The organism is Rhodoferax saidenbachensis, from assembly GCF_031457975.1.
Classification (GTDB): domain Bacteria; phylum Pseudomonadota; class Gammaproteobacteria; order Burkholderiales; family Burkholderiaceae_C; genus Allorhodoferax; species Allorhodoferax saidenbachensis_A.
On the sequence record NZ_JAVDXO010000001.1, the window covers coordinates 299,660 to 321,116 of the forward strand.

The 21,457-nt window shown below is 64.4% G+C and carries 26 protein-coding genes; 9 read left to right on the forward strand and 17 right to left on the reverse strand.

Features of this window, described 5'->3' with window-relative positions; translation table 11 throughout:
- Positions 1–52 precede the first annotated feature (52 nt).
- The 3 genes from J2X15_RS01500 to rlmB are packed head-to-tail and all read left to right on the forward strand — an operon-like array spanning position 53 to position 1,825.
- On the forward strand, positions 53–670 hold the full coding sequence (locus tag J2X15_RS01500; RefSeq protein WP_310338754.1) for a TetR/AcrR family transcriptional regulator: 618 nt from the start codon (positions 53–55) through the stop codon (positions 668–670).
- The gene (locus J2X15_RS01505; RefSeq protein WP_310338757.1) at positions 667–1,026 is read left to right on the forward strand and encodes a 2OG-Fe(II) oxygenase family protein; all 360 of its coding nucleotides are present in this window, start codon (positions 667–669) and stop codon (positions 1,024–1,026) included. The genes J2X15_RS01500 and J2X15_RS01505 overlap by 4 nt, the downstream gene beginning before the upstream one ends.
- Positions 1,027–1,042: 16 nt before the next feature.
- Positions 1,043–1,825, forward strand: a complete 783-nt coding sequence (rlmB, locus tag J2X15_RS01510; protein ID WP_310338759.1) for a 23S rRNA (guanosine(2251)-2'-O)-methyltransferase RlmB — start codon at positions 1,043–1,045, stop codon at positions 1,823–1,825.
- A 97-nt stretch (positions 1,826–1,922) separates the two neighbouring features.
- On the opposite strand, the gene J2X15_RS01515 is transcribed toward rlmB, so the two are convergent.
- The 3 genes from J2X15_RS01515 to J2X15_RS01525 all read right to left on the reverse strand — a co-directional run bounded on the left by J2X15_RS01515 (position 1,923) and on the right by J2X15_RS01525 (position 4,331).
- Positions 1,923–2,648: a hypothetical protein gene (locus J2X15_RS01515; protein WP_310338761.1), complete on the reverse strand. Its 726-nt coding sequence runs from the start codon at positions 2,646–2,648 to the stop codon at positions 1,923–1,925.
- 36 nt (positions 2,649–2,684) lie between these two features.
- Complete coding sequence (locus J2X15_RS01520) at positions 2,685–2,894, reverse strand: hypothetical protein (protein ID WP_310338764.1); 210 nt, start codon at positions 2,892–2,894, stop codon at positions 2,685–2,687.
- Positions 2,895–3,401: 507 nt separating this feature from the next.
- Positions 3,402–4,331, reverse strand: coding sequence for an AraC family transcriptional regulator (locus J2X15_RS01525; RefSeq protein WP_310338767.1), 930 nt, complete (start codon positions 4,329–4,331; stop codon positions 3,402–3,404).
- A gap of 97 nt (positions 4,332–4,428) precedes the next feature.
- Here J2X15_RS01525 and J2X15_RS01530 point away from each other — a divergent pair, with 97 nt between their 5' ends.
- Positions 4,429–5,181: an SDR family oxidoreductase gene (locus tag J2X15_RS01530; protein WP_310338769.1), complete on the forward strand. Its 753-nt coding sequence runs from the start codon at positions 4,429–4,431 to the stop codon at positions 5,179–5,181.
- A gap of 3 nt (positions 5,182–5,184) precedes the next feature.
- Here the strand turns inward: J2X15_RS01530 and J2X15_RS01535 are convergent, their stop codons facing one another.
- From J2X15_RS01535 to J2X15_RS01555, 5 genes are all read right to left on the reverse strand, one after another.
- The gene (locus J2X15_RS01535) at positions 5,185–5,778 is read right to left on the reverse strand and encodes a chromate transporter (RefSeq protein WP_310338771.1); all 594 of its coding nucleotides are present in this window, start codon (positions 5,776–5,778) and stop codon (positions 5,185–5,187) included.
- On the reverse strand, positions 5,775–6,386 hold the full coding sequence (locus J2X15_RS01540; protein ID WP_310338773.1) for a chromate transporter: 612 nt from the start codon (positions 6,384–6,386) through the stop codon (positions 5,775–5,777). The genes J2X15_RS01535 and J2X15_RS01540 overlap by 4 nt, the downstream gene beginning before the upstream one ends.
- 15 nt (positions 6,387–6,401) lie before the next feature.
- Positions 6,402–7,319, reverse strand: a complete 918-nt coding sequence (locus tag J2X15_RS01545; protein WP_310338775.1) for an esterase/lipase family protein — start codon at positions 7,317–7,319, stop codon at positions 6,402–6,404.
- A gap of 7 nt (positions 7,320–7,326) precedes the next feature.
- Complete coding sequence (locus J2X15_RS01550; RefSeq protein WP_310338778.1) at positions 7,327–9,486, reverse strand: 3-hydroxyacyl-CoA dehydrogenase NAD-binding domain-containing protein; 2,160 nt, start codon at positions 9,484–9,486, stop codon at positions 7,327–7,329.
- 69 nt (positions 9,487–9,555) lie between these two features.
- Positions 9,556–10,761: an acetyl-CoA C-acetyltransferase gene (locus J2X15_RS01555; RefSeq protein WP_310338780.1), complete on the reverse strand. Its 1,206-nt coding sequence runs from the start codon at positions 10,759–10,761 to the stop codon at positions 9,556–9,558.
- 124 nt (positions 10,762–10,885) lie between these two features.
- On the opposite strand from J2X15_RS01555, the gene J2X15_RS01560 reads away from it, so the two are divergent.
- From J2X15_RS01560 to J2X15_RS01570, 3 genes are all read left to right on the forward strand, one after another.
- Positions 10,886–12,049, forward strand: coding sequence for an acyl-CoA dehydrogenase family protein (locus J2X15_RS01560; protein WP_310338782.1), 1,164 nt, complete (start codon positions 10,886–10,888; stop codon positions 12,047–12,049).
- 99 nt (positions 12,050–12,148) lie between these two features.
- Entirely contained in the window at positions 12,149–12,322 is a 174-nt protein-coding gene (locus J2X15_RS01565) for a hypothetical protein (RefSeq protein ID WP_310338784.1), read from the forward strand.
- 42 nt (positions 12,323–12,364) lie between these two features.
- On the forward strand, positions 12,365–12,817 hold the full coding sequence (locus J2X15_RS01570) for a DUF4864 domain-containing protein (RefSeq protein ID WP_310338786.1): 453 nt from the start codon (positions 12,365–12,367) through the stop codon (positions 12,815–12,817).
- A 15-nt stretch (positions 12,818–12,832) separates the two neighbouring features.
- On the opposite strand, the gene J2X15_RS01575 is transcribed toward J2X15_RS01570, so the two are convergent.
- Complete coding sequence (locus J2X15_RS01575; protein WP_310338788.1) at positions 12,833–13,360, reverse strand: GNAT family N-acetyltransferase; 528 nt, start codon at positions 13,358–13,360, stop codon at positions 12,833–12,835.
- A 70-nt stretch (positions 13,361–13,430) separates the two neighbouring features.
- Here J2X15_RS01575 and J2X15_RS01580 point away from each other — a divergent pair, with 70 nt between their 5' ends.
- On the forward strand, positions 13,431–14,039 hold the full coding sequence (locus J2X15_RS01580) for a hypothetical protein (RefSeq protein ID WP_310338790.1): 609 nt from the start codon (positions 13,431–13,433) through the stop codon (positions 14,037–14,039).
- A gap of 15 nt (positions 14,040–14,054) precedes the next feature.
- Here J2X15_RS01580 and cobF read toward each other — a convergent pair whose 3' ends face one another.
- From cobF to cbiE, 4 genes are read right to left on the reverse strand one after another with little or no spacing between them, the layout of a single operon-like run.
- Positions 14,055–14,822: a precorrin-6A synthase (deacetylating) gene (gene cobF, locus J2X15_RS01585; protein WP_310338793.1), complete on the reverse strand. Its 768-nt coding sequence runs from the start codon at positions 14,820–14,822 to the stop codon at positions 14,055–14,057.
- Complete coding sequence (gene cobM / locus J2X15_RS01590) at positions 14,819–15,607, reverse strand: precorrin-4 C(11)-methyltransferase (RefSeq protein ID WP_310338795.1); 789 nt, start codon at positions 15,605–15,607, stop codon at positions 14,819–14,821. Before cobM ends, cobF begins: the two co-directional genes overlap by 4 nt.
- Positions 15,604–15,993, reverse strand: a complete 390-nt coding sequence (locus J2X15_RS01595; RefSeq protein WP_310338798.1) for a cobalamin biosynthesis protein — start codon at positions 15,991–15,993, stop codon at positions 15,604–15,606. The genes cobM and J2X15_RS01595 overlap by 4 nt, the downstream gene beginning before the upstream one ends.
- 10 nt (positions 15,994–16,003) lie before the next feature.
- Positions 16,004–17,185, reverse strand: coding sequence for a precorrin-6y C5,15-methyltransferase (decarboxylating) subunit CbiE (cbiE, locus tag J2X15_RS01600; RefSeq protein WP_310338801.1), 1,182 nt, complete (start codon positions 17,183–17,185; stop codon positions 16,004–16,006).
- Between cbiE and J2X15_RS01605 the strand changes: the two genes are divergently transcribed.
- A complete protein-coding gene (locus J2X15_RS01605; RefSeq protein ID WP_310339682.1) occupies positions 17,184–17,951 on the forward strand; it encodes a cobalt-precorrin-6A reductase in 768 nt (255 codons plus the stop codon). The genes cbiE and J2X15_RS01605 overlap by 2 nt on opposite strands.
- Here J2X15_RS01605 and cobJ read toward each other — a convergent pair.
- The 4 genes from cobJ to cobG are packed head-to-tail and all read right to left on the reverse strand — an operon-like array spanning position 17,912 to position 21,165.
- Positions 17,912–18,661, reverse strand: a complete 750-nt coding sequence (gene cobJ / locus J2X15_RS01610; protein WP_310338803.1) for a precorrin-3B C(17)-methyltransferase — start codon at positions 18,659–18,661, stop codon at positions 17,912–17,914. The genes J2X15_RS01605 and cobJ overlap by 40 nt on opposite strands.
- Positions 18,658–19,389: a precorrin-2 C(20)-methyltransferase gene (locus J2X15_RS01615; protein ID WP_310338805.1), complete on the reverse strand. Its 732-nt coding sequence runs from the start codon at positions 19,387–19,389 to the stop codon at positions 18,658–18,660. The genes cobJ and J2X15_RS01615 overlap by 4 nt, the downstream gene beginning before the upstream one ends.
- The gene (locus J2X15_RS01620; protein ID WP_310338808.1) at positions 19,389–20,021 is read right to left on the reverse strand and encodes a precorrin-8X methylmutase; all 633 of its coding nucleotides are present in this window, start codon (positions 20,019–20,021) and stop codon (positions 19,389–19,391) included. Before J2X15_RS01620 ends, J2X15_RS01615 begins: the two co-directional genes overlap by 1 nt.
- A complete protein-coding gene (cobG, locus tag J2X15_RS01625; protein WP_310338811.1) occupies positions 20,005–21,165 on the reverse strand; it encodes a precorrin-3B synthase in 1,161 nt (386 codons plus the stop codon). The genes J2X15_RS01620 and cobG overlap by 17 nt, the downstream gene beginning before the upstream one ends.
- Positions 21,166–21,457 lie beyond the last annotated feature (292 nt).

Consider the following 21,457-nt stretch of genomic DNA (forward strand, 5'->3'; position numbering starts at 1 on the left):
GAAAGATTTGTGCGATGTTGCACGCATATCTTTCGCATGTCAAGATTGCGCCATGCCCACCGCCAAGCGCCCCCCAAAACCACCCCCCAAGCCCTACCACCACGGCAACCTGCGTGAAACCCTGCTGGTCGCGGCGGACGCGGTGCTGGCCGAGCGCGGTGCCCAGGGCCTCACGCTGCGTGATGTGGCCAAGGCCGCGGGCGTGTCCCACGCCGCGCCGTACCACCACTTCGCCAGCCTGAACGACCTGCTGGCCGCCGTGGCCGAGCGGGCGTTTGGTCTGCTGGCCCAGGCGCTGGAGCAGGCGGCCACTGAGCCGGACACGGCCGAGCGCATGCTGAAGATCAACGACGCCTACGTGGCCTGCGCGCTGGCGCGGCCCGCCCAGTTCCGCCTCATGTTTGGCCCGCTGCTGGCGCGCAAACACGACTATCCCGAGTTCAAAGTCGCGGCCGAACGCGCCTTTGGCGTCGTGCTGACCGCCGCGTGCGCCCACGACCCCGAGCGTGGCCCCGAGCTGGCGCTGACCGGCTGGAGCCTGGCCCACGGCCTGAGCAACCTGTTGATCGACGGCGCGCTGGAGGGCTTACCGATTCCTGTGGGGCCTGGCGAAGGGCTGGCACGGCAGTTGGCGGTGCGGGCTTTGGGTGTGACGGGAGCCGCCGCATGATCAAGCACTACCTGCAAACCGCCTTCCGCTGGCAGCGCGGCCGCCAGGGCACGGGCTACGACAAGATGCTGCTGCTCACCGCGCGCTGGCCGCTGCCGTTTGACAGCTATTTGATTCGCTACCCCGAAGGTTCGGAAATTCCGCCGCACACCGACCCGGTGCAGGCCGGGCGTCACTACCGGCTCAACATTGTGCTTAAGTCGCCGCGCTCGGGTGGGGATTTCGTCTGCGCCACGCCCATCTACGCCAGCCGCCGCATCAAGCTGTTCCGCCCCGACGCCTGCGAGCACAGCGTGACTCGCGTGGTGGGCGGTAGCCGCTATGTGCTGTCGCTGGGCTGGGTGTTGAAGGCGTAGGCCCGATAATCGGAGCATGTCATCCCCCAAAGTGCTATTCGGCTTTCACGCCGTGGGCGTGCGCCTGAAGACCGCCCCCAAATCCATCATCGAAATCTTCTACGAGCCTACGCGCCGCGATGCGCGCATGCGCCAGTTTCTGGAAAAGGTGGCCGAGGCGGGCATTCGCCTGGTCGAGGCCGACGGCATGCGCCTGGCCAAGATTGCCGGTAGCCATGGTCACCAGGGCGTCGCCGCCCGTGTGCAAGAGATCAAGCAAGTCCACTCGCTGGACGAGCTGTTGGAAAACCTGGAAGCCGCCAACGCCGAGTTGCCGGTGGCTGAACGCACCAACCCGCTAATCCTGGTGCTGGACGGTGTGACCGATCCGCACAACCTGGGCGCTTGTCTGCGTGTGGCCGATGGTGCGGGGGCGCACTGCGTCATCGCCCCCAAGGACCACGCAGCAGGCATCAACGCCACCGTGGCCAAGGTCGCCAGCGGCGCGGCCGAGACCGTGCCGTACTTCATGGTGACCAACTTGGCACGCACGCTCAACGAACTGAAGGAGCGCAACATCTGGATCATCGGCACCAGCGACCAGGCCACCAGCAACTTGTACCAGGCCGATCTCAAAGGCCCCGTGGCCCTGGTGCTGGGTGCCGAGGGCGACGGCATGCGCCAGCTCACCGCCAAGACCTGCGACCAGCTTGTCAGCATCCCCATGCAGGGTGCGGTGGAAAGCCTGAACGTGTCGGTGGCCAGCGGCGTGTGCCTGTACGAAGCGCTGCGCCAGCGCACCGCCACAGCCGCCAAGTAATGTGAAACCCGGCGAGAAGAAGGTGTACATCGAGATCAGCGACTACGGCGCGAACTACATCTTCTCCCAGAGCCCGCGCTAAGGCCGTTCATTCGAATCAGCTCGTGTAGGGTAGTAGCGCCTTTGCGGCCTCAATCCGGTCCTTCAGTCCGACGGCAGGGTCATTCATCACCTGCGCCAAAAACTCTTTAGGCCCCATTTTTCGGGACGTCGGGGCCATGGGCTCGGCGGCCGACGCCGCATGGTTCAGAGTTACCCCCAGCAGATTCAAAACGTCGTAAAACTGCGCCGTTTTCATTGGCCTCAGCCTGGAGAGAATGTCCGCCTGTTGATCCGGGTTGGGCGGGAGATCCAGCCATGGCTCCTCACCAAATACCGAAGCCAAGTCTGGGCTCACGAATGCAGACCAGTTTCCGGTGCCCGCGTGGGCCGCGGGAACCGCCTTCGCATGCGTGATGTCTCCCGTGGTGGCCGATGCGCCGGACGGATACAGGGCAATGCGTTTGGCCGGTGTGGTGCTGAGGTACTTGTTTTGCAATGCAGACAAGAAAGCAACTGCGTCCTGTGCCTTCACTGGCTCCGCCACAGAAAACCACAACTGCAATCCGTCCGTTCCCGACACTGCAATGCCCGCAGCAGGCAGCTCCCAATCGCTCTGTGCGCCGCTCCATACCAAAGACAAATCCGTCCAGTCGGCAGGTCTGGCAATCTCCAGCACCATCGCTTTGACGGTGGCGTTCGCGCCGACCAAGTGCCCTTGCTCCGGGAGTTCCGGCTCAGACACCAAGTACAGGCGGGAGAATTCTGTAACCAAGCGGCTCATGGATATGCAGCCCTTGGCAGGGGGGCAGCTATGGACTCAACTGCACTTGGGGTCACACACGGCCTGGGATTTACCGATGAACTTGCGTGACTTCAGTTCGTTGCGGGGACGATGCTTGCCACACAAGAAGCACGACATGGTGGCGGCTCCGGGGTTCGAGGCGGTCATGAAGGGTGATCCTCCGACTTTGGACTTATAGCGCAGTCCATCCTCCAGGATCTTGGTTTTGTCTGCGGGCTTGCTCATTACGCGATTTTACGTTGTTGGTGGCCCGAATACTGCTTGGGGGCAGGGAATAGAACCGTCAAACACCCCTGCTAGTATGGGAGTGACTTTTGATCTGAACCGAGAGGTGATACCGAATGCCAGCCATGTCTCCACCCACAGGCGGAAATACCACACCTGAAAACGCCAGCCACGCCATAAGAGACTCGGCCCGCTTTCGCTTCTGCTCAGGGCGTTGCCAAGGCGAGAGACCACCGGAGGGCGGGGTTGAACTGGCCCCCGGAAGATGGCGTTGTAGCAGCTGTTGGATAGAGATGGCGAGGAAACGAAGCTGACTTTCTCATCGGTTTATCGTTCACGCCGAAACCAAAATCCATTGGGAATAGGTTGCATATTGAGCCGCTCATAAAAGCCCACGGACTCTGGCACGGAGCTGAGAAGGACGCTCACCGTCGGACCCATGTGCTTTCGTGTCTCCTCAATCAGCAATGCGCGGAACTCATCTACCGACATGTTATGCATCAAGTCTCAGGTCTGCACCTCTTCAACTCCGCTTCTGGCATAGCGCCCCGGCGGCATGCCCACGTGGCGTGTGAACGCCACACCAAAGGCGCTGACGGACCCGTAGCCCACGCGCTCAGCGATGTCCGCGATGGGCAGCTCGCGCTGGCGCAGCAACTGTTTGGCCAGCGCCATGCGCCAGGTCTGCAGGTAGTCCATGGGCGTTACGCCCACGGCGCGGCTGAACCTGTCGAAGAAGGCGGAACGTGACATAGCGGCTTCGCGCGCCAGCTGTTCAATGCTCCAGGGGCGTTCAGGGTGTTCGTGCATGCGGCGCAGGGCCAGCGCCAGTTTGGCGTCGGACAAGCCGCGCACCAGGCCCGGCGATGCCACCGTGCTGGCGCTGGACCGCAGCGCTTCAATCAGCAGCACTTCGAGCAGGCGTGCCATCACGATCTCGCGCGCAGGCCGGTCCGTGCGCGATTCATCGCCCAGCAGCTGCACCAGCGTCGACAAGCGGGGCTCGCCACGCACATGTACCCAGTGCGGCAACAGCGGCACCAGCAGCGCGGCGTCGGGCGAGCCAAGCACGCAGTTGCCCACCAACATACGCACGTCTACCGCACCATCCGGGTTGCCCACCCGCGCGCCGCCGGGCATGGCGACGATGGGTGTGGTGACAGTTTCCCCTTCGCGCGGTGGCTGGCGGTCCAGGCTGGAGGTCGCAAAGCTGCGTGCCGCCGGGATCAACGCGAAGTCGCCTGCATTCAGGGCGAGGGTGTGGCTGTGTGCGGGGCCGTCGATGGTTAGATGGCAGCTGCCCTCCAGCACTACAAAGTAAAACGGGCGGCCCATCGCGGTGCGGCGCACCGCCCAGGGGGCGGACGCCACCACGAGCTTGGAGAACGGTGCACCCGGTTGCAGCAGCGAAACAACTTCGGCCAGCGGATCGACCATATTGGACTATCTCGATAAATAAATGGACATTTAAGCATAGTCAGTACTGATCCAGGCGCCTATCGTACGGACATCACCCATCCAAGGAGTTTTTTTGATGTCTGCCACGTCCACTGTTCTCATCACCGGTTGCTCGTCGGGCTTTGGCCTGGAGACAGCCCGTTTCTTTCTCAACAAAGGCTGGTACGTTGTCGCCACCATGCGCACGCCGCGCGAAGATCTTTTGCCAACTTCTGACCGGCTGCGCCTACTCGCCCTCGACGTGACCGACCCGGACAGCATCCGACGCTGTGTGGAGGAAGCCGGGCCCATCGACGCACTGGTCAACAACGCCGGTGTGGGTCTGCTGGCTCCGTTGGAAGGCATTGCGCTGGCCCATGCGCGAGATATTTTCGAGACCAACACGCTGGGCACTATCGCCATGACCCAGGCCGTGCTGCCCCAGTTCCGACAACGGCGTGCGGGCGTGGTGGTGAACGTGACCTCCAGCGTGACGCTGAAATCGCTACCGCTGCTGTCGGTCTACACCGCCAGCAAAGCTGCGGTCAATGCGTTCACGGAGTCCTTGGCGCTGGAATTGGAGCCCTTTGGTGTGCGTGTTCGCCTGGTATTGCCAGGGCGCGCACCCAGCACTAGCTTTGGCGTCAATGCCCGCCCGCGCATGGACGTCAGTGCGCATGAGGCGTATGCCGACTTCACGCAACAGGTGTTCGCCGCCGTGCGCGACACGGCTACACCGGTGACCTACTCAGAGGACGTTGCGCAAGCCGTGTGGCGCGCGGTGACGGACCCGGCTGCGCCAATGCGTATTTCGGCCGGTGCCGACGCCGTGGCACTGGCGCAGGCCTGAACGTTAAATCCAGCCCACCCACCCCGCAACCGCCCCCGCGCCCAGCAGCCAGAGGATGTGGATGCGGGTTTTCCAGATCACCACGGTGGTGATGGCAGTGACGGCCCATAGGGCCAGGTGGTGGTCTTCGGCCTTGTGGTTGGCGGCCAGCAGCCAGCCGGTGGCGACCAACAGGGCGATCACGATGGGGGCCATGCCCTGCTTGAAGGCACGCACAGCGCGCATCTCACGGTTGCGGTGGCCCCAGCGCGATGCGGTGAAGGTGAGGATGGAGCTGGGCAGCATGATGCCAAAGAGCGTGATACATACGCCAGCCAGTGCGCACGCAAGACCCACCCAGCCGGCGGCCAGGCCACCGGCAGCATTGAGCCCGAGGTTCCAGCCCAGCAGCGGCACAAACAGGATGTTGGGCCCGGGCGCCGCCTGGGCCAGCGCGATGCTGGAGGTGAACTGCTCATCGCTGAGCCAGCCGTGCTCCACCACCAGAAAGCGCTGCATGTCGGGCGCCGTAGTAATGGCGCCGCCCACCGCCAGGATGGACAGCGAGGTAAAGTGCAAAAACAGATTGAGCCAATCGGCCGCGTGCAGGGTGATCATGGGGCGTCCTTCTCCGCGGCCAGCGTGGCCGCGCGACCCAGGCACACATAGGCCCAGCTACAGGCCAGACCGCCAATGCCCAGCAGCACCCAGGCCAGCGGCACGCGCAGGAAGGCAACGGCCACAAAGGTGGCGATCAGGCTGGTCACGCAGGCGGCCATGCCCATCACATTGGTTTTGAGCGCCGTGATCAGGCGCAGGCCGGCCGCACCAATCAACCCGGCGGCCACCGCACCCATGCCGCGCAACGCGCCCTGGGCCTGTGGGCTATCGGATACACCGGCAAATGCAGCAGCCATCAGCAGCACGATGATGAGCGGAAAGAGCAGCATGCCAGCCACGCCCACCAGCGCACCGCGCCAGCCAAAGTAACGGTCGCCCAGCATGAGCGAGAGGTTCACCACATTGGGGCCCGGCAGGATCTGGGCCACGGCCCAGTCTTCGACAAATTCCTCGGGCGTGAGCCACTGTTTTTTGTCCACCAGCTCACGCTGCACCACGGCCAGCACCCCGCCAAAGCCCTGCAGGGCGAGCAGCGAGAAGGCAACAAACAATTCGGTCTTGGAACGGGGGCCGGGGCGGGGGGGAGGTGGGGTGCTGGGTGGCATGCGGGGCAGGGGAGCTTAGGCGGGTTGCCCCACCACGGTGAACTGGCCACTATTGTCGCGCAGCTGGTTTAGCAGCCATTGGATCACGGTGGCATCGGTGCACAGCTGTACGTGGCCCACGCCGTCGAACACGGTGGGGGTGATGCCGGGTAGGGTTTGGGCGCGCTGGGGGTAGACGATGTTGTCTTGCGGGGTGATGGCGATGCGCAGCAGGGCGCGCAGCTCCGCGGATTCGGAGGCCGCTAGCGCCTGCAGCCAGGCACTGTTCCAGCCCATCTGCCTGCCATTGGGGGTGCGCGGGTAGGCGTCGATCTGCGTGCCCGCATGTGGCGTACCCAGCGTGATGGCGCGGGCTACGTGCGCGGTACCGTGGGCGCGCATCCAGGCACGGATGGCCAGGCCGCCCATGCTGTGGCCGACCATCAGCACCTGGGCCGTGCCCGCATGCTGGCGCAGCGCCTGCACTGCGGCCTCCACGATGGCGGCGTAGTCATCAATCGAGGTGAATACCGGCTCCAGATTCACCGCCAGCACCGCATGGCCCCTGGCGCGCAGCTGCGTGGCTACGGGGTCCCACAGCCGGTGGTTGCATAGGTAGCCATGCACCAGAACCACCGGCAATTGCGGGGTGCCGCCCGTGGCGGGCAGCACAACAGGGGCTTGCACGGTCCAGGGCTGGCGCAGCACAAAGGTCTGAAATTCGGCCACCGTTTCGCCTAGCCAGGCACGCCACCAGTGCGCTGCGGGCTCACCCGGCGCGCGGGACTTGAGGGCCGACACCAGGTTCACGCCCACCAGCGTGGCGCAGGGCAGGGCGATGGCGCCTAGTAGCAGCCACAGGGCCCCGCCGTACCGTTGCGAAGCCGCCCAGCCCAGCAGTGCGCCCAGCGCCATTTGGCTGAACAGAATGCGGCGTAGCAGTCGGGCGAGCATGGTGAGATCAGTACTGAGGTTGGTGACGACGAATGGCGGCCTTCACATCATCGCTCAGTGCAAAACCCGGGCCAAACTGCGCGGCCAGCTCGGCGGCCCGCGCCTCAAATACTTCGATACCCATGCCGTAGATGAAATGCATGGCACCACCGGTCCAGGCCGGAAAGCCGATGCCGAAAATGGAGCCGATGTTGGCATCGTGCACGCTGGTCAGCACGCCCTCGGCCAGGCAGCGCGCGGTCTCCACGGCTTGGCGGTAGAGCAGGCGGTCTTTCAGGTCGGTGACGGTCCACTGGGCATCCGCTTTCTCAAACAGGGGCTTGAGCTGGGGCCAGAGGAACTTCTTGGCGCCCTTGTCTGTGGGGTATTCATAGAAGCCCGCACCGCCGGCGCGGCCTGGACGTTCGTGCTTGCGCACCATTTGCTCCACCACCAGTTCGCCCGGTGTGGCCACATAGGTCTTGCCCTCGGCCTCAAAGTCTTTCCGGGTCTGCTCCATCACATGCAGGCTCAGCGTGAGTGCAGTTTCGTCCAGCACGGCCAGTGGGCCCACTGGCATGCCGCACTGGATGCCAGCGTTCTCAATGGCAGCGGCGGGAATGCCTTCGCCCAACATGGCCGCGCCTTCCATCACAAAGGTGCCAAACACGCGGCTGGTGAAGAAGCCGCGCGAATCGTTCACTACGATGGGGAACTTGCCCAGCGCCTGCACATAGTCATAGGCGCGCGCCACGGTTTCGTCGTCGGTCTGCTTGCCCTTGATGATTTCCACCAGTTTCATCTTGTCCACCGGGCTGAAGAAGTGGATGCCGATGAACTTGTTAGGCCGGTCGCTTGCCTTGGCGAGCCCCGAGATCGGCAGGGTGGAGGTGTTGGAGGCGAAGAAGCCACCGGGCGCCAGTAAAGCTTCGGCCTCTTTGGTTACTTTGGCCTTGAGCTCGCGGTTCTCGAACACCGCTTCGATGATCAGGTCGCAGCCTTGTAGGTCGGCGGCGCTGCCGGTGGGGTGGATCAGGTCGAGGATGGCCTGTTGCGCCTCGGGCTTCATGCGGCCCTTGTCCACACGGCCTTGGGTAATCTTGGCGCTGTAGCTCTTGCCCAGGTCGGCCTTCTCCTGGCTCACGTCTTTTAGCACCGTGGCAATGCCTTTGCTGGCCTGGCTGTAGGCAATGCCCGCACCCATCATGCCCGCGCCCAGCAGGCCCACCTTGGCGGGCTTGAAGCGTGGCACGCCGGCCGGGCGGCTCTGGCCGCTCTTGATGGCGTTGAGGTTGAAGAAAAAGGTGTTGATCATGGCCTTGGCCTGCGGGCCAGACATGAGCTTGGCGAGGTAGCGACTTTCGATGCGCAGCGCGGTCTCCAGGTCCACCTGCAGGCCTTCGACCATGCAGGCGATGATGGCCTCGGGTGCGGGGTAGAGGCCGCGGGTGTTTTTCTTGATGACCGCTGGCACCACGGGCAACATGCCAGCCACGGCGGGCGAGGAGGGCAGGCCGCCGGGCACCTTGTAGCCCTTGGCCTCCCAAGGGTGTTGGGCGTTGGGGTTGGCGGCGATCCAGGCCAGGGCCCGGGTTTTCATCTCGGCGGCCGCATCGGGGCCGGGCGCCACCAGCTCATGCACCAGGCCCAGGCCCTTGGCCTCGGCGGGACTGAAGGTCTTGCCTTCCACCAGGTAGGGCTGCGCACCCATCAGGCCCAGGTGGCGCGTCATCTTGGTCACACCGCTGGCGCCGGGCAGCAGGCCCAGCGTCACCTCAGGCAGGCCAAACTGGGTTTTCTTGTCGTCCACGGCAATGCGGTAGTGGCCCACCAGCGCCACCTCCCAGCCGCCGCCCAGCGCTGTGCCGTTGAGCAGGCTGACCACGGGTTTGCCCAAGGTCTCGATGGTGCGGAAGTTCTTTTTGACGCGTTCAATCTCTTCAAAAATGCGCGGCGCATCGGCCGGCGTCAGCCGCTTGGCGGCCTTGAGGTCGGCACCGGCAAAAAATGTGGTCTTGGCGGACGCCAGCAGGATGCCGGTGATGCTGTCCTTGTCTTGCAGCACGCGCGCGGCCACGGCGTCCATGTCTTCCTGCCATTGCAGGCACATGGTGTTGACGGGGGAGTCGGGCTCGTCGAAGGTGATGGTGGCAATGCCGTGGGCTAGCGAATATTGGATGGTTTTCATGGGAGTAACCTGCTATGAAATAAGGAGCTGCTTGCGCAATGGATACGGGGGCTAGAGGCCTAAAACGTCTCAAAGTCTCTCGACAATGGTCGCAATGCCCATGCCGCCGCCCACACACAGCGTGACCAGGCCGTAGCGCAGCTTGCGGCGGTGCAGCTCGTCAATCAGCGTGCCCAGAATCATGGCGCCCGTAGCGCCCAGCGGGTGGCCCATGGCGATGGCGCCGCCGTTCACGTTCACCTTGTCGTGTGGCACCTTCATCTCTTTCATGAAGCGCATCACCACCGCGGCAAAGGCCTCATTCACTTCAAACAGGTCGATATCGTCCACCGTCAACCCCGCTTTGGCCAAGGCCTTGCGCGTGGCGGGCATGGGGCCGGTGAGCATGATGGTGGGGTCGGCCCCGCTCAGGGCCGTGGCGACGATGCGCGCACGCGGTGTCAGGTTGTGCGCCTTGGCTGCGGCTTCGTTGCCGACCAGCACGGCGGCAGCGCCATCCACAATGCCCGACGAGTTGCCTGCGTGGTGCACGTGGTGGATGCGCTCCACCTGCGGGTAGCGGGTCAGCGCTACGGCGTCAAAGCCCATGCCACCCATGTCGGCAAACGCGGGCTTGAGCCCGGCCAGGCCTTCGAGGGTGGTGCCGGGTTTGATGAACTCGTCGCGCGCCAGAATCGTCTGGCCCAGCGCGTCTTTCACGGGCCGTACCGACTGGTCAAAGTAGCCCGCGGCCTGCGCCTTGGTGGCGCGGCGCTGCGATTCGAGTGCATAGGCGTCCACATCCGCACGGGTGAAACCTTCCAGCGTGGCAATCAGGTCCGCGCCAATGCCTTGCGGCACAAACAGGGTTTGCGAATTGGTCTCCGGGTCCATGGCCCAGGCGCCGCCGTCGGAGCCGATTGGCACGCGGCTCATGCTCTCCACACCGCCCGCCACCACCAGGTCTTCCCAGCCCGAGCGCACCTTTTGCGCGGCCATGTTCACGGCCTCCAGGCCGGAGGCGCAGAAGCGGTTGATCTGCACACCGGCCGCCTGGAAGTCCCAGCCCGCCTTGAGCGCGGCCACCTTGGGGATGACCGAGCCCTGGTCGCCCACGGGGGACACCACGCCCATCACCACGTCGTCCACACGCGCCGTGTCGAACTGGTGGCGCTGCTGCAGGTCGGTCAACAGACCGGCCAAGAGGGTGACAGGCTTGACCTCATGCAGGCTGCCGTCTTTCTTGCCCTTGCCGCGCGGGGTGCGGATGGCGTCAAACACAAATGCTTCGCTCATGGGGTGTCTCCTAGTGTTGTTCGTGCGCAGGGCGGGGCCTGTCGTTCTGGACTGAATTGCAGTATATTCTTTTTACCAAGCAAACGCTTTGTAAAAATATTGTCACAGAACCAAGGGCATCCCCATGATTGAACGCACCCTGTTTTCCCCCGACCACGAGTCCTTCCGCGACAGCTTTCGCCGCTTTATGGAGAAGGAGATTGCGCCCTTTCACGCCGAATGGGAAGAGCAGGGCTATGTGGACCGCGCCGTGTGGAACAAGGCCGGTGAGAACGGCTTTCTGTGCATGACCATGCCCGAGGCCTACGGCGGCTCGGAGGCGGACAAGCTGTACTCGGTGATCCAGATGGAAGAGCTGGCGCGTGGTGGTTTCACCGGCATAGGTTTTGGACTGCACAGCGAGATCGTGGCGCCTTACATCCTGCACTACGGCACACCCGAGCAAAAGGCCAAGTACCTGCCCAAGCTGGCCAGCGGCGAGATGGTGGGCGCCATTGCCATGAGTGAACCCGCTGCGGGCTCGGACCTGCAGGGCATCAAAGCAACCGCTATCCAGCAAGCCGATGGCAGCTACCTGCTCAACGGCAGCAAGACCTTCATCACCAACGGTTGGCATGCGGACTTGGTCGTGGTGGTGGCCAAGACCAACCCGGCCGCCGGTGGCAAGGGCACCAGCCTGCTGTTGGTGGAGCGCGGCATGCCGGGCTTCAGCGTGGGCCAGCGCCTCAAAAAGCTGGGCCTGAAGGCGCAGGACACGTCCGAGCTGTTTTTCGACAACGTGCGTGTGCCAGCCGACAACCTGCTGGGTGGCAAGGCATATGAAAACAAGGGCTTCATCTGCCTGATGGAGCAACTGCCCTGGGAGCGGCTGCAAATTGCCATCACCGCCGTGGCCGCAGCCCAGGCCGCCATTGACTGGACCGTGGACTACGTGAAAGAACGCAAGGTGTTTGGCGCGCCGGTGGCCAGTTTCCAGAATACCCGTTTCACGCTGGCCGAGCTACAGACCCAGGTGCAGGTGGCGCGCGTGTTTGTAGACAAATGCTGCGAGCTGATTGGCCAGGACAAGCTGGATACGGCCACGGCCAGCATGGCCAAGTACTGGACCACGGACCTGCAGTGCAAGGTGATGGACGAGTGCGTGCAGCTGTTTGGCGGCTACGGCTATATGTGGGAATACCCCATCACCCGCGCCTACGCCGATGCGCGCGTGCAGCGCATTTATGGCGGTACCAACGAGATCATGAAAGAAGTGATCACGCGGTCCATGGGGCTGGGGATGAAGTAGCCGACCAGCGCGCTGTCTGTTTCATGCCGAAAATTGGGCCCACGTCCCCCAAGCGCTGCACAACTTGCTAATATGGTTCCAACACTCGGGGGAAGGCCAATGACTTACGTACGGCAGCCTAGCAAATCCTTGACACCGCCCGCTCAGTCGCGCCCGCCGCGGCTGACGGTCTTCCAGCGAGAGCTGCAGCGCCATATGAAGTGCAGTGCCCAGCAAGCCGCCTGGATGGACGCACTGGCCAGCCTGAGCAGCCCGTCCAAACTCGACCACTGAACTTCGGTGGGCCGTGAAGGTTTTGACGTTGGAGGTACTCCTATGGACAAGCGCTCTGCCGGATTTTCCAGGTTGTTGTCGCGGTGCCTGCTGCTGTTCTTTTTGGCGTTGGGGGCGGTAGCTGCCCATGCCGAGGGGCTGAGCCCCAAGGATGAGAAGCAAGTCCTGAGTGTGGTGCGTAGCCAGCTCGATGCCTTCGCACAGGACGATGCGGACAAGGCCTTTTCCTACGCGGCCCCCAATATCCGCAACCTGATGGGCACTGCAGCACGTTTTATGGCCATGGTGCGCAACCAGTACGAGGTGGTGTACCGACCCGCGTCCACCGTCTTCCTCAAGCCGGTGGGTGATGCGAGCGAGGCCGTGCTCAAGGTGCAGCTGACCGAGGAGGATGGCACGCCCTGGATCGCGATTTATACGCTGCAAAAGCAGAAGAACAAATCCTGGCGCATCACTGGTTGCGCCGTGAACCCGGCTACCGGCACCATGGTTTAGTGCGTATCAGAACGCTCAGTTAGAGCGCACCATGAAGCGCCACATGGCGTGCCATGCTGCTGGTACTTCTGCCTCGGCATACGCTGCACAATCGACGAAGCCCTGCGCTTGGTACACCTTGTGGGCAGAGTGCATGAACGGACCTGAATCGAGCAAGACATGCTGATAGCCAAACTGTTTTGCATCGTCCAGCACGCGCAGCAAAATCGTCTCTCCCAATTGCCTGCCGCGGTGTTCCGGGCGCACGTAGATGCGTTTGACTTCCGCCACACCATCTCGCACACGCCGAATACCCCCCATGCCCGCAACCACGCCATCGATTTCCAGTAGATAAAAGGCGCCTTGGGGGGGCGGGGCCCCACAGACCTTGTCGATCACACTCGCAACATACTGCGGGACCGTCATGCCCAGCATTTCTTCTGCGTGGGTGCCGGTGATTTTTTCGACTTCAGCCAGCACCCACGTCATGTATTCCACATTCAATTGAAGAAGCGCTGCGCGGTGGGTGTCCGGGTTTGCGAGGATGAAGCGTAGTGAGGGCATAGATAGAGAGTACCAAAGCCAAAGGACTCTCGCGGTAGACTGGCTTGAGCCACTTCAACGGAGTCTCCCCATGCATGTGCTTTACCGCAGTTTTTTCTGCCTGCTGCTCGGCGTCATCACCAGTCTGGCCGTAGCGCAGACGACTACGCCAACGCTGCGCTTGCGCGGCGTGGTGCAGCAGGCCACTGCCACCACGCTCACGCTCAAGGAGCGGGGCGGTGAAGTCATCGAACTGGCGCTGCCCAAAGAGCTGGCCGTGTCCGAGGTGTACCCCATCGCCTTGACGGACATCCAGCCAGGCAGCTTCATTGGCACCGCGGCCGTGCCCCAGGTCGATGGCACGCAGCGCGCGATTGCGGTGACCGTGTTCCCTGAAACCGCCCGCGGACTGGGCGAGGGCCATCGGCCCTTTGACCTGCAACCGCAAAGCACCATGACCAATGCCACGGTGGACCAGGTGGTGGCCGGGGCCTCTGGCCGCACGCTGCAGGTGAAATACAAAGACGGTGAGAAGACCATCGTGGTGCCACCCGAGGCGCCGATCGTCACCTTCCGCCCCGGCGACCGCAGCCTGCTGGTGCCCGGTGCCAGTGTGTCGCTGTCGGCCCAGGCGGTGGACGGTGTGCCCACCGTGCTGCGCATCAGCGCAGGGCGCAATGGCTTTCAGCTGCCGTACTGATACGGACATGCCACGTCAGGCGGGGTCGGGATCGCTCTTGCGCAGCAGGTAGGTGTCCATGATCCAGCCGTGCGCGGCGCGTGCAGTCTGGCGTTGTTCGAGAATTTTTTGACCGACATCGACCAACAGACCGCTGATGCACATTTGGTTCGGCATGCCGAGGTAGGCACCCCACCAGATGTAGACGCCCTCTGTGGGTAACTGTTGGAAAGAACACTGGCCGTCCAGCATCACCGCCACGGTGCTGGCATTTGCAGGCCAGCCATGGTCGCGCAGGCGGCGTCCCGTGGTGATGGTCACCGGCGCATTGATCTCGTTCAGCGCAATGGCGTGGGCTGCGGTGAGGGCTTGCAAGGCCGTGATGCCCGGCACCACCGACACCCGCAGTGGCAGTTGCAGCGCCAAGCGCTGGGCAATGCGCAGCGTGCTGTCGTACAGGGATGGATCGCCCCACACCAGCAAGGCCAAACGCCCGCCCTGGGGTAAATGGGCCTGGATGTGCGCCAGCCACACCTCTGCAATGGCGTCGTGCCAGCGGTTCACCCCGCCCTGGTAGTCCGGGGCGGCACTGTCGCGCACCGGCATGTCAAAGCCCACCACGCGCGTAGCCGGGTTGGTGATCAGCTGCGCACAGAGGTCGGCGCGCAAGTCGGCCAAGTCAGCCTTGTCCGCGCCCTTGCGGGGCAGCAGGATCACGTCCGCCGCATTCAACGCGGCTACGCCCTGACGGGTGATGTGGTCCGGGTTGCCAGTGCCCATGCCCACCAGGCTGAGTTCGATCATGGTGTGCCGCTCTCGGGAAAGCGGGGGGCAGTGCCTACGGGGCGGTAGCGCCTGTCATAGTCGCCGGCATACAGGCGGCTGGTGGCAAAGTCCTGCGCGCCCAGGGTGCGGCCTACCAAAATGATCGCTGTGCGTTCCATTCCGTTGCCCACCGCAGCCTCCACGGTGGCAAGGGTCGCGCGCACCACGCGCTCGTCGGGCCAGCTGGCACGCCAGACCACGGCCACCGGGCAGTCGGCGCCGTAATGCGGGGTCAGTTCTTGCACCACGCGCGCCAGCACGTGGATGGACAGATGGATGGCCAGCACCGCGCCGGTCTGGGCAAAGTTGTGCAGGGATTCGCTATCCGGCATGGCCGAGGCCCGCCCGGAGGTGCGTGTCAGCACCACTGACTGGCTCAACCCTGGCAGCGTCAGCTCAGCTTCCAGCGTGGCCGCGGCAGCCGCAAACGAGGGAACGCCGGGCGTGACCGTATAGGGAATGCCCTCTTCGCGCAGGCAGCGCAGCTGCTCGCCCATGGCGGACCAGACCGACAGATCGCCCGAATGCAGGCGCGCCACGTTCTGCCCCGCCGCATGCGCAGCGCGAATCTCATCAATGATCTGCTCCAGCGACAGCGGCGCCGTGTTGACGATGCGGGCACCGGCCGGGCAATGCGCCAGAACACCCTCAGGCACCAGAGAGCCTGCGTACAAGCACACGGGGCTGGCGGCGATCAGGTCGCGGCCGCGCAGGGTCAACAAGTCGGGGGCGCCGGGGCCGGCGCCAATAAAGTGAACAGTCATGGGGAGGTATTTTCAGGGAGGACACACGCAACCGCGGCAGTGGCCAGGCGATCCGGGGACACACAGCGCGGCCCCAGCAGTTGTGCACCGGGGCCCACGGCCGCCAGTGCAGAAGATTCGGCCAGGCTGTGCTGGCCATAACGTGCAGGCACATGGGCGCTGGTGTGCGCCTGCTGCGCGCGCAATGTTTCTGCAGAAATGGTCAGCACCGGTAAGCCCAGATCAGTGGCAAAGCGCACAAACGTCGGTGAGGCCGCCTTGTCCCAAGCCGTGGCCAGCGCGGTCAGGGCGATGGGGGCATCCGATTGCCCCAGGGCAAGCGCCAGAGCGTGCTTCAAGGATTCTGTCGTCGCTGCTGCACGAAACCCGAACCCAGCCACGCTCATGTCCGGCCCTTCACAGCCGGGTACTCCACTGCACTACGGGGCGGCTGGGCTGCCAGCCGCGCTTGCGCCCCAGCGGCGCCGCATGCGCCAGCTCGATGCGCAGCAGTTCGCCGCCATGCAGCGCATGCAGTTGCAGCAGTGCTGACTCGGTTTCTAGCGTGACTGCACTGACCACCAGGCGGCAGCCTTCGGGAATGACCGCACGCAGTGCTTCAAACAGCACCAGGTCAAACCCACCGCCCACAAACACCGCGTCGGGTCTGGGCAAGTCCTGCAACGCCAGCAAGGCAGGCCCGTGCACCACCGATAGTGCCGTGGTCACGCCAAAGCGCTGCGCGTTGTCCTGGATATTGGTGACTCGTTCGCCATGCTGTTCCACGGCGCTGGCTGTGCCGCCAGCCAAGCACCACTCCACGGCCACCGAGCCGGAGCCCGCACCCAGGTCCCACAGGTGTTCACCCTGGCGTGGCGCCAGCGCGGCCAGCGTGATGGCCCGCACGGGTGATTTGGTGATCTGGCCATCGTGGGCAAAGTCTGCGTCGGGCTGCCCGGGCGTGCGCGCCATGCCAGCCAAGCCAACGACCTCTACCGCGATGGCCACTGGTGCCATGACATCTGCGAAATCGCAAAACCGTGCCGTGGCCTCGCGCACGCGTTCACGAGGGCCACCCAAAGCCTCCAGCACCCAGACGCGGGAATCGCCCGCGCCCTGCGCTGTCAGCCACTGCGCATAGCCTGTGACCGCCGCGCCATCGCGCAGCAGGCAGACCAGCCGTTGACCCGTATGCAGCGCCTGCCGGGTGGTCGCAAACGGTGTGGCGTGTAGCCCAAAACAATGTGTAGTTTCCAGCGCCCAACCCAAGCGGGCGGCAGCCCAAGCAAAGGTGCTGGGTGCGGGAAATGCCTGCCATTCACCGGGGCGCAGCTGCTGGGCCAGGCTGCCACCGGCACCAAACCAAAACGGGTCGCCCGAGGCGAGCACCACGGTGGACTGGCCACGCAGTGCGAGTACAGGCGCGATATCAAACGGTACGGGCCAGGCGATGCCGCGTTCCCCCGCCTGTGCCAAGGCCAGGTGTCGCGGGCCACCGACCACATGCCGTGCGTTCGCCAAGGCCGAGCGGCTACCATCCGACAGACCATGCAGCCCATCCTCCCCCATGCCAATGATTGAAAGCCAGGGTTCAGCCATACCGCGTGTTCTCTTGTTGGGGGGCACCACCGAAGCCAGCCGCCTGGCCCAGGCTTTGGCCGATGCGCAGGTGGACGCCATTTTTTCGTACGCAGGTCGCACCGAATCGCCGCTGCTGCAGCCGCTGCCGGTGCGGGTCGGGGGCTTTGGTGGCGTGGACGGTTTGCGCGCCTGGTTGCAGGCGCAGCACATCAGCCATGTGGTGGACGCCACGCACCCCTTCGCAGTGCAGATGAGCTGCAATGCGGTGGCCGCATGTGCGGCTACCGGTATTCCGCTGCTGGCGCTGGAGCGCCCAGCCTGGCAGGCCCAGGCAGGTGACCATTGGCAGCAGGTGCCCGATATGGAGTCCGCAGTGGGTGCATTGCCTGATGCAGCAGTCCGTGTTTTCTTGGCCATTGGCCGCCAGCACTTGGCGCCATTTCTGGCCCAGCCGCAGCACTGGTTTTTGCTGCGCCTGGTGGACGCCTCGCTGGAGCTGCCGCCCGAGCGCGGGCACATCGTACTGGCGCGTGGCCCGTTTACCGAGGCTGGCGACACCGCCTTGCTGCAGCAGCACCGCATCACGCACGTCGTGGCCAAAAACTCGGGCGGCAGCGGCGCCGAGGCCAAGCTCAGCGCCGCCCGTGCCTTGGGCTTGCCCGTCATCTTGATCGACCGCCCGGCCATTCCGCTGCGCCCCACGGTGGCGCGCGTTGACGAGGTCCTGCAGTGGATTACGGGCCATCATGGCAACACCGGCGTGGCAACTGCGCGCGGCGTGTAGACAAAGCGGCCAACCTGCCGGGTCGCACTGTTGCCCACGATGACAACGGTGCGCATGTCCGCCATGTCGGCACGGGCCTGCGCCAGGGTGACGGTGGCAATGCGCTCTTCGGGCGTGCTCACTGCGCGGGCAAAGGTAATGAGCCGGTCCGGGCCGCATATTTCCAGCAACACGGCGAGGATGCGTACAAAGGTATCCGGACGGCTGGCTGAGCGCGGGTTGTAAAAGGCTATGGCAAAGTCAGCTCCGGCTGCAGCACGCACCCGTGCCTCGATCAGGCTGGCGGGCTTCAGGTTGTCACTGAGGTTGATGGCACAAAAGTCGTGGCCCAGCGGCGCACCAGCCTTGGCCGCAGCGGCCAGCATGGCGGTAATGCCGGGCAGCACGCGGATGTCCAGCGTCTGCCACTGTGGCTGGCCTTCGAGCGCCTCAAACAATGCCGCAGCCATGGCAAACACGCCAGGATCGCCCGATGACACCACCACCACCTTCTGTCCCGCGGCTGCCATCTGCAGCGCCGCACGGGCCCGGTCCATCTCCACCCGGTTGTCCGAGGCATGCAGGGTGAGCCCCGGCCGCGGCGCGATGCGCGCGACGTAGGGGATGTAGCCCACGACGTCGGTAGCCTGGGCCAGCGCAGCGCTGACCTCGGGCGTGACTAACTGCTCGTCGCCCGGCCCCAGGCCGACAATGCACAGCCAGCCACTCATTCCTGCACCTCCGGGCGCCGGCCCTGGCCGTGCACCAGCACGATGGCAAAGTAAGGGCAGTCATTGCCATCCACCTCGGCCAGTGGCAGTACACGCTGGCCCGGCATGGTGCCGCGTTCCACCAGCCAGGCCTGTTCCAGCCGGCCGGTGGCTTGTAGTGCACGGCGCACGCGGGGCAGGTTGCGCCCGGTCTTCATGATGACCAGCGCGTCCGCGGACTGCATGTGCCGCCGGAGCTCGGCGTCGGGCAAGGTGCCCATCAGCACGGTCATGACGTCATCGCCCCAGGTGATGGGGGTTTGGGTGGCCGACCAGCAGCCCACCATGCCGGGAATGCCGGGGATGACATCCACCTGGGCACGGCCCTGCAGGCGGGTGTACAGGTGCATGAAAGAGCCGTAGAAAAAAGGGTCGCCCTCGCACAGCACCAGTACGTCTTGCGTTTGTGCCAACTCGGCCAGGCGCTGGGCCCAGTCGTCGTAAAAGGTGGCCAGGTAGTGGATGTACTCGGGGCTGTCAAAGGGCAGCTCGGTGGTCACCGGGTACTCCATGGGGTACTCCACGGCGTGCGGTGCCAGCATGCCTTCCACAATGCGCCGAGCCTGGCCGGGGCGCCCTTTTTTGCGGAAGTACGCCACATGTCCCGCACTGCGGATGGCGCGGTCCGAGCGCACGCTCATCAGATCGGGGTCGCCAGGCCCCAGGCCGGCACAGACAATGCGGCCCATCAAATCTCCCTCCGGCTGGCCAGCGCGTTGATGGCTGCCACCGTGATGGCCGAGCCGCCCAGCCGGCCGCTCACCGCCATGGATGGCACTGGCGGCGCAGCCATGAGCGCAGCTTTGGATTCGGCCGCGCCCACAAAGCCCACCGGGCAGGCAATGATGGCGGCAGGCCTTGGACAGTCGGGGTCTTGCAGCAGGTTCAGCAGGTGAAACAGCGCGGTGGGCGCATTGCCAATGGCCACCACGGCCCCGGCCAGGTGTGGGCGCCACAGCTCCACCGCAGCAGCGCTGCGGGTGGTGCCCAGGGTCTGCGCTAATGCGCGTACCTCGGGCTCCTGCAAGGTGCAGATCACGGTGTTGTCGGCAGGCAAGCGGCTGCGGGTAATGCCTTCGCTCACCATACGCACATCACACAAAATGGACGCACCGGCCTCCAGCGCGGCACGGGTGGCCTGGGCCATGCCGGGCGTGAAGTGGATATGCGACTCCAGGCCCACCATGCCGGCCGCATGCACCATGCGCACCGCGGCCATTTCTTCCACGGCGTCAAAGCGGGCTAGGTCGGCCTCGGCGCGGATGATGGCAAAGGACTGCCGGTAGATGGCCTCGCCATCGGTTTCATAAAGGTGTCGCATGCAGTCGTTGTTGTATCTGGGTGGCAAGCTCCGCCGGGGTCAACCCCACCCCATCGGGTGGGGCGGCGGCACTTCCGTGGTGAATCAGGTGGTAGGCGTTGGCAGTGGCCACCACGGTCAATGCGGCCGCGGGGTGGGCGCAGCCTTTGGTGCAGCCAGAGACATGCAGTGTCTGGCCGACCGGCAGGGAGGCGGCCAGTGCGCGGGCCAGTGGTCGGGTAGCGCCTGCTGCCTGCCCGCACCCGGGGGCGCCCGTGCAGGCGTGGATGCGTAAGCGCGGGTCGTCGGCGCGGGTGATGAGGTCTGGCAGAGCGGGGATGGCCTCCATGCCTTCCAGCAGCACGCTGCGCCAGGGTGTCAGGCGCAGGTGCGCCAACTCTGCCAACGCGGCCAGGGTGGTTGCAGGCAACTGCCCAAACTCCAGGGCCGCCAGATAGCCCTGCGGCACACGACCCAATGGCGGCTGGTGCTGCGCTGCAGCTGGCACCGGCGTGGTGGTGAAACGGCGCGGCAGTGGCTGACTGGCAACCAGGGACGCCATGCGTTTGCGTGGGGTTGCAAGGCCACCGGCCTCGATGAACCACTGCGCCAGTGCCATGGCAACGGCAACTACGTCGTCCCGATGCGCCCGCGCGCCGATGGCGCTGCCATCCGCATACACCAGAAAACCGGCATCACAACGCTCCATGCGAATGTCCGCCGAATTGGTGCGCAGGACCGGCGTATCTCCAAAGTCCAGCGCGAAGCCAAATTTCGCAGGGAGATCCGGGGCTTGCGGGGCATTCAGTGCCAGGGCCAACGCGCTGGCCACCTCGGTCGTGCCGTCGCCGGCTTGCCAGAACGGGGCAAGCAGCAGGTTGCGGCGCGACTCTGCCCGTACATCGGTGTCCACCAAGCCCAGCGCTTGCAGGCCTGACAGCAGAACGGGGTAGTCCACATCCGTGATGCCTCGCAGTTGTAGATTGGCGCGGCTAGTGATCTCTACAGTGTCTTGCGCATGGCTGCTGGCCAGCGCTGCAAGGCCACGGGCCTGGGCCGGTGTGAGCCGACCCAGCGGCGGACGTATCCGCACGACCCACCCGTCTTCTGCCAACATGGGCCGCAGCGCACCGGGGCACCAACCTTGAATGCGCGCAGAGCTCATGGGGCGTATGTTGGCAGCCCATTGCGGGGGCAGCGGTTGCGGTGCAGTAAGGGTTTCAAAACCGTGCGGGATGGTGGGAACCTTCAAGTATCTCACCATCAAATTGCCTAGCCGTGGTCATACCGCAGAAATAGGATGTAAAGCTACATTGGTGTATGTAGCCAGATGGAGTTTATGCAAATCGTTCTGGTCACTGCCGCCAAATGGTGTTAGCTTGTGTACCGTCATCCACTGACCATTACCCCATGAAATTTTTAAGTGATGAACACTCCTGACTTGCAAAACAAGTTAC

Excerpts from the sequence above, each read along its gene's own strand:
- J2X15_RS01500 (WP_310338754.1), top strand. The coding sequence starts at position 53 with ATGCCCACCGCCAAGCGCCCCCCAAAACCACCCCCCAAGCCCTACCAC.
- J2X15_RS01505 (WP_310338757.1), top strand. The coding sequence starts at position 667 with ATGATCAAGCACTACCTGCAAACCGCCTTCCGCTGGCAGCGCGGCCGC.
- rlmB (WP_310338759.1), top strand. The coding sequence starts at position 1,043 with ATGTCATCCCCCAAAGTGCTATTCGGCTTTCACGCCGTGGGCGTGCGC.
- J2X15_RS01515 (WP_310338761.1), bottom strand. The coding sequence starts at position 2,648 with ATGAGCCGCTTGGTTACAGAATTCTCCCGCCTGTACTTGGTGTCTGAG.
- J2X15_RS01520 (WP_310338764.1), bottom strand. The coding sequence starts at position 2,894 with ATGAGCAAGCCCGCAGACAAAACCAAGATCCTGGAGGATGGACTGCGC.
- J2X15_RS01525 (WP_310338767.1), bottom strand. The coding sequence starts at position 4,331 with ATGGTCGATCCGCTGGCCGAAGTTGTTTCGCTGCTGCAACCGGGTGCA.
- J2X15_RS01530 (WP_310338769.1), top strand. The coding sequence starts at position 4,429 with ATGTCTGCCACGTCCACTGTTCTCATCACCGGTTGCTCGTCGGGCTTT.
- J2X15_RS01535 (WP_310338771.1), bottom strand. The coding sequence starts at position 5,778 with ATGATCACCCTGCACGCGGCCGATTGGCTCAATCTGTTTTTGCACTTT.
- J2X15_RS01540 (WP_310338773.1), bottom strand. The coding sequence starts at position 6,386 with ATGCCACCCAGCACCCCACCTCCCCCCCGCCCCGGCCCCCGTTCCAAG.
- J2X15_RS01545 (WP_310338775.1), bottom strand. The coding sequence starts at position 7,319 with ATGCTCGCCCGACTGCTACGCCGCATTCTGTTCAGCCAAATGGCGCTG.
- J2X15_RS01550 (WP_310338778.1), bottom strand. The coding sequence starts at position 9,486 with ATGAAAACCATCCAATATTCGCTAGCCCACGGCATTGCCACCATCACC.
- J2X15_RS01555 (WP_310338780.1), bottom strand. The coding sequence starts at position 10,761 with ATGAGCGAAGCATTTGTGTTTGACGCCATCCGCACCCCGCGCGGCAAG.
- J2X15_RS01560 (WP_310338782.1), top strand. The coding sequence starts at position 10,886 with ATGATTGAACGCACCCTGTTTTCCCCCGACCACGAGTCCTTCCGCGAC.
- J2X15_RS01565 (WP_310338784.1), top strand. The coding sequence starts at position 12,149 with ATGACTTACGTACGGCAGCCTAGCAAATCCTTGACACCGCCCGCTCAG.
- J2X15_RS01570 (WP_310338786.1), top strand. The coding sequence starts at position 12,365 with ATGGACAAGCGCTCTGCCGGATTTTCCAGGTTGTTGTCGCGGTGCCTG.
- J2X15_RS01575 (WP_310338788.1), bottom strand. The coding sequence starts at position 13,360 with ATGCCCTCACTACGCTTCATCCTCGCAAACCCGGACACCCACCGCGCA.
- J2X15_RS01580 (WP_310338790.1), top strand. The coding sequence starts at position 13,431 with ATGCATGTGCTTTACCGCAGTTTTTTCTGCCTGCTGCTCGGCGTCATC.
- cobF (WP_310338793.1), bottom strand. The coding sequence starts at position 14,822 with ATGATCGAACTCAGCCTGGTGGGCATGGGCACTGGCAACCCGGACCAC.
- cobM (WP_310338795.1), bottom strand. The coding sequence starts at position 15,607 with ATGACTGTTCACTTTATTGGCGCCGGCCCCGGCGCCCCCGACTTGTTG.
- J2X15_RS01595 (WP_310338798.1), bottom strand. The coding sequence starts at position 15,993 with ATGAGCGTGGCTGGGTTCGGGTTTCGTGCAGCAGCGACGACAGAATCC.
- cbiE (WP_310338801.1), bottom strand. The coding sequence starts at position 17,185 with ATGGCTGAACCCTGGCTTTCAATCATTGGCATGGGGGAGGATGGGCTG.
- cobJ (WP_310338803.1), bottom strand. The coding sequence starts at position 18,661 with ATGAGTGGCTGGCTGTGCATTGTCGGCCTGGGGCCGGGCGACGAGCAG.
- J2X15_RS01615 (WP_310338805.1), bottom strand. The coding sequence starts at position 19,389 with ATGGGCCGCATTGTCTGTGCCGGCCTGGGGCCTGGCGACCCCGATCTG.
- J2X15_RS01620 (WP_310338808.1), bottom strand. The coding sequence starts at position 20,021 with ATGCGACACCTTTATGAAACCGATGGCGAGGCCATCTACCGGCAGTCC.
- cobG (WP_310338811.1), bottom strand. The coding sequence starts at position 21,165 with ATGAGCTCTGCGCGCATTCAAGGTTGGTGCCCCGGTGCGCTGCGGCCC.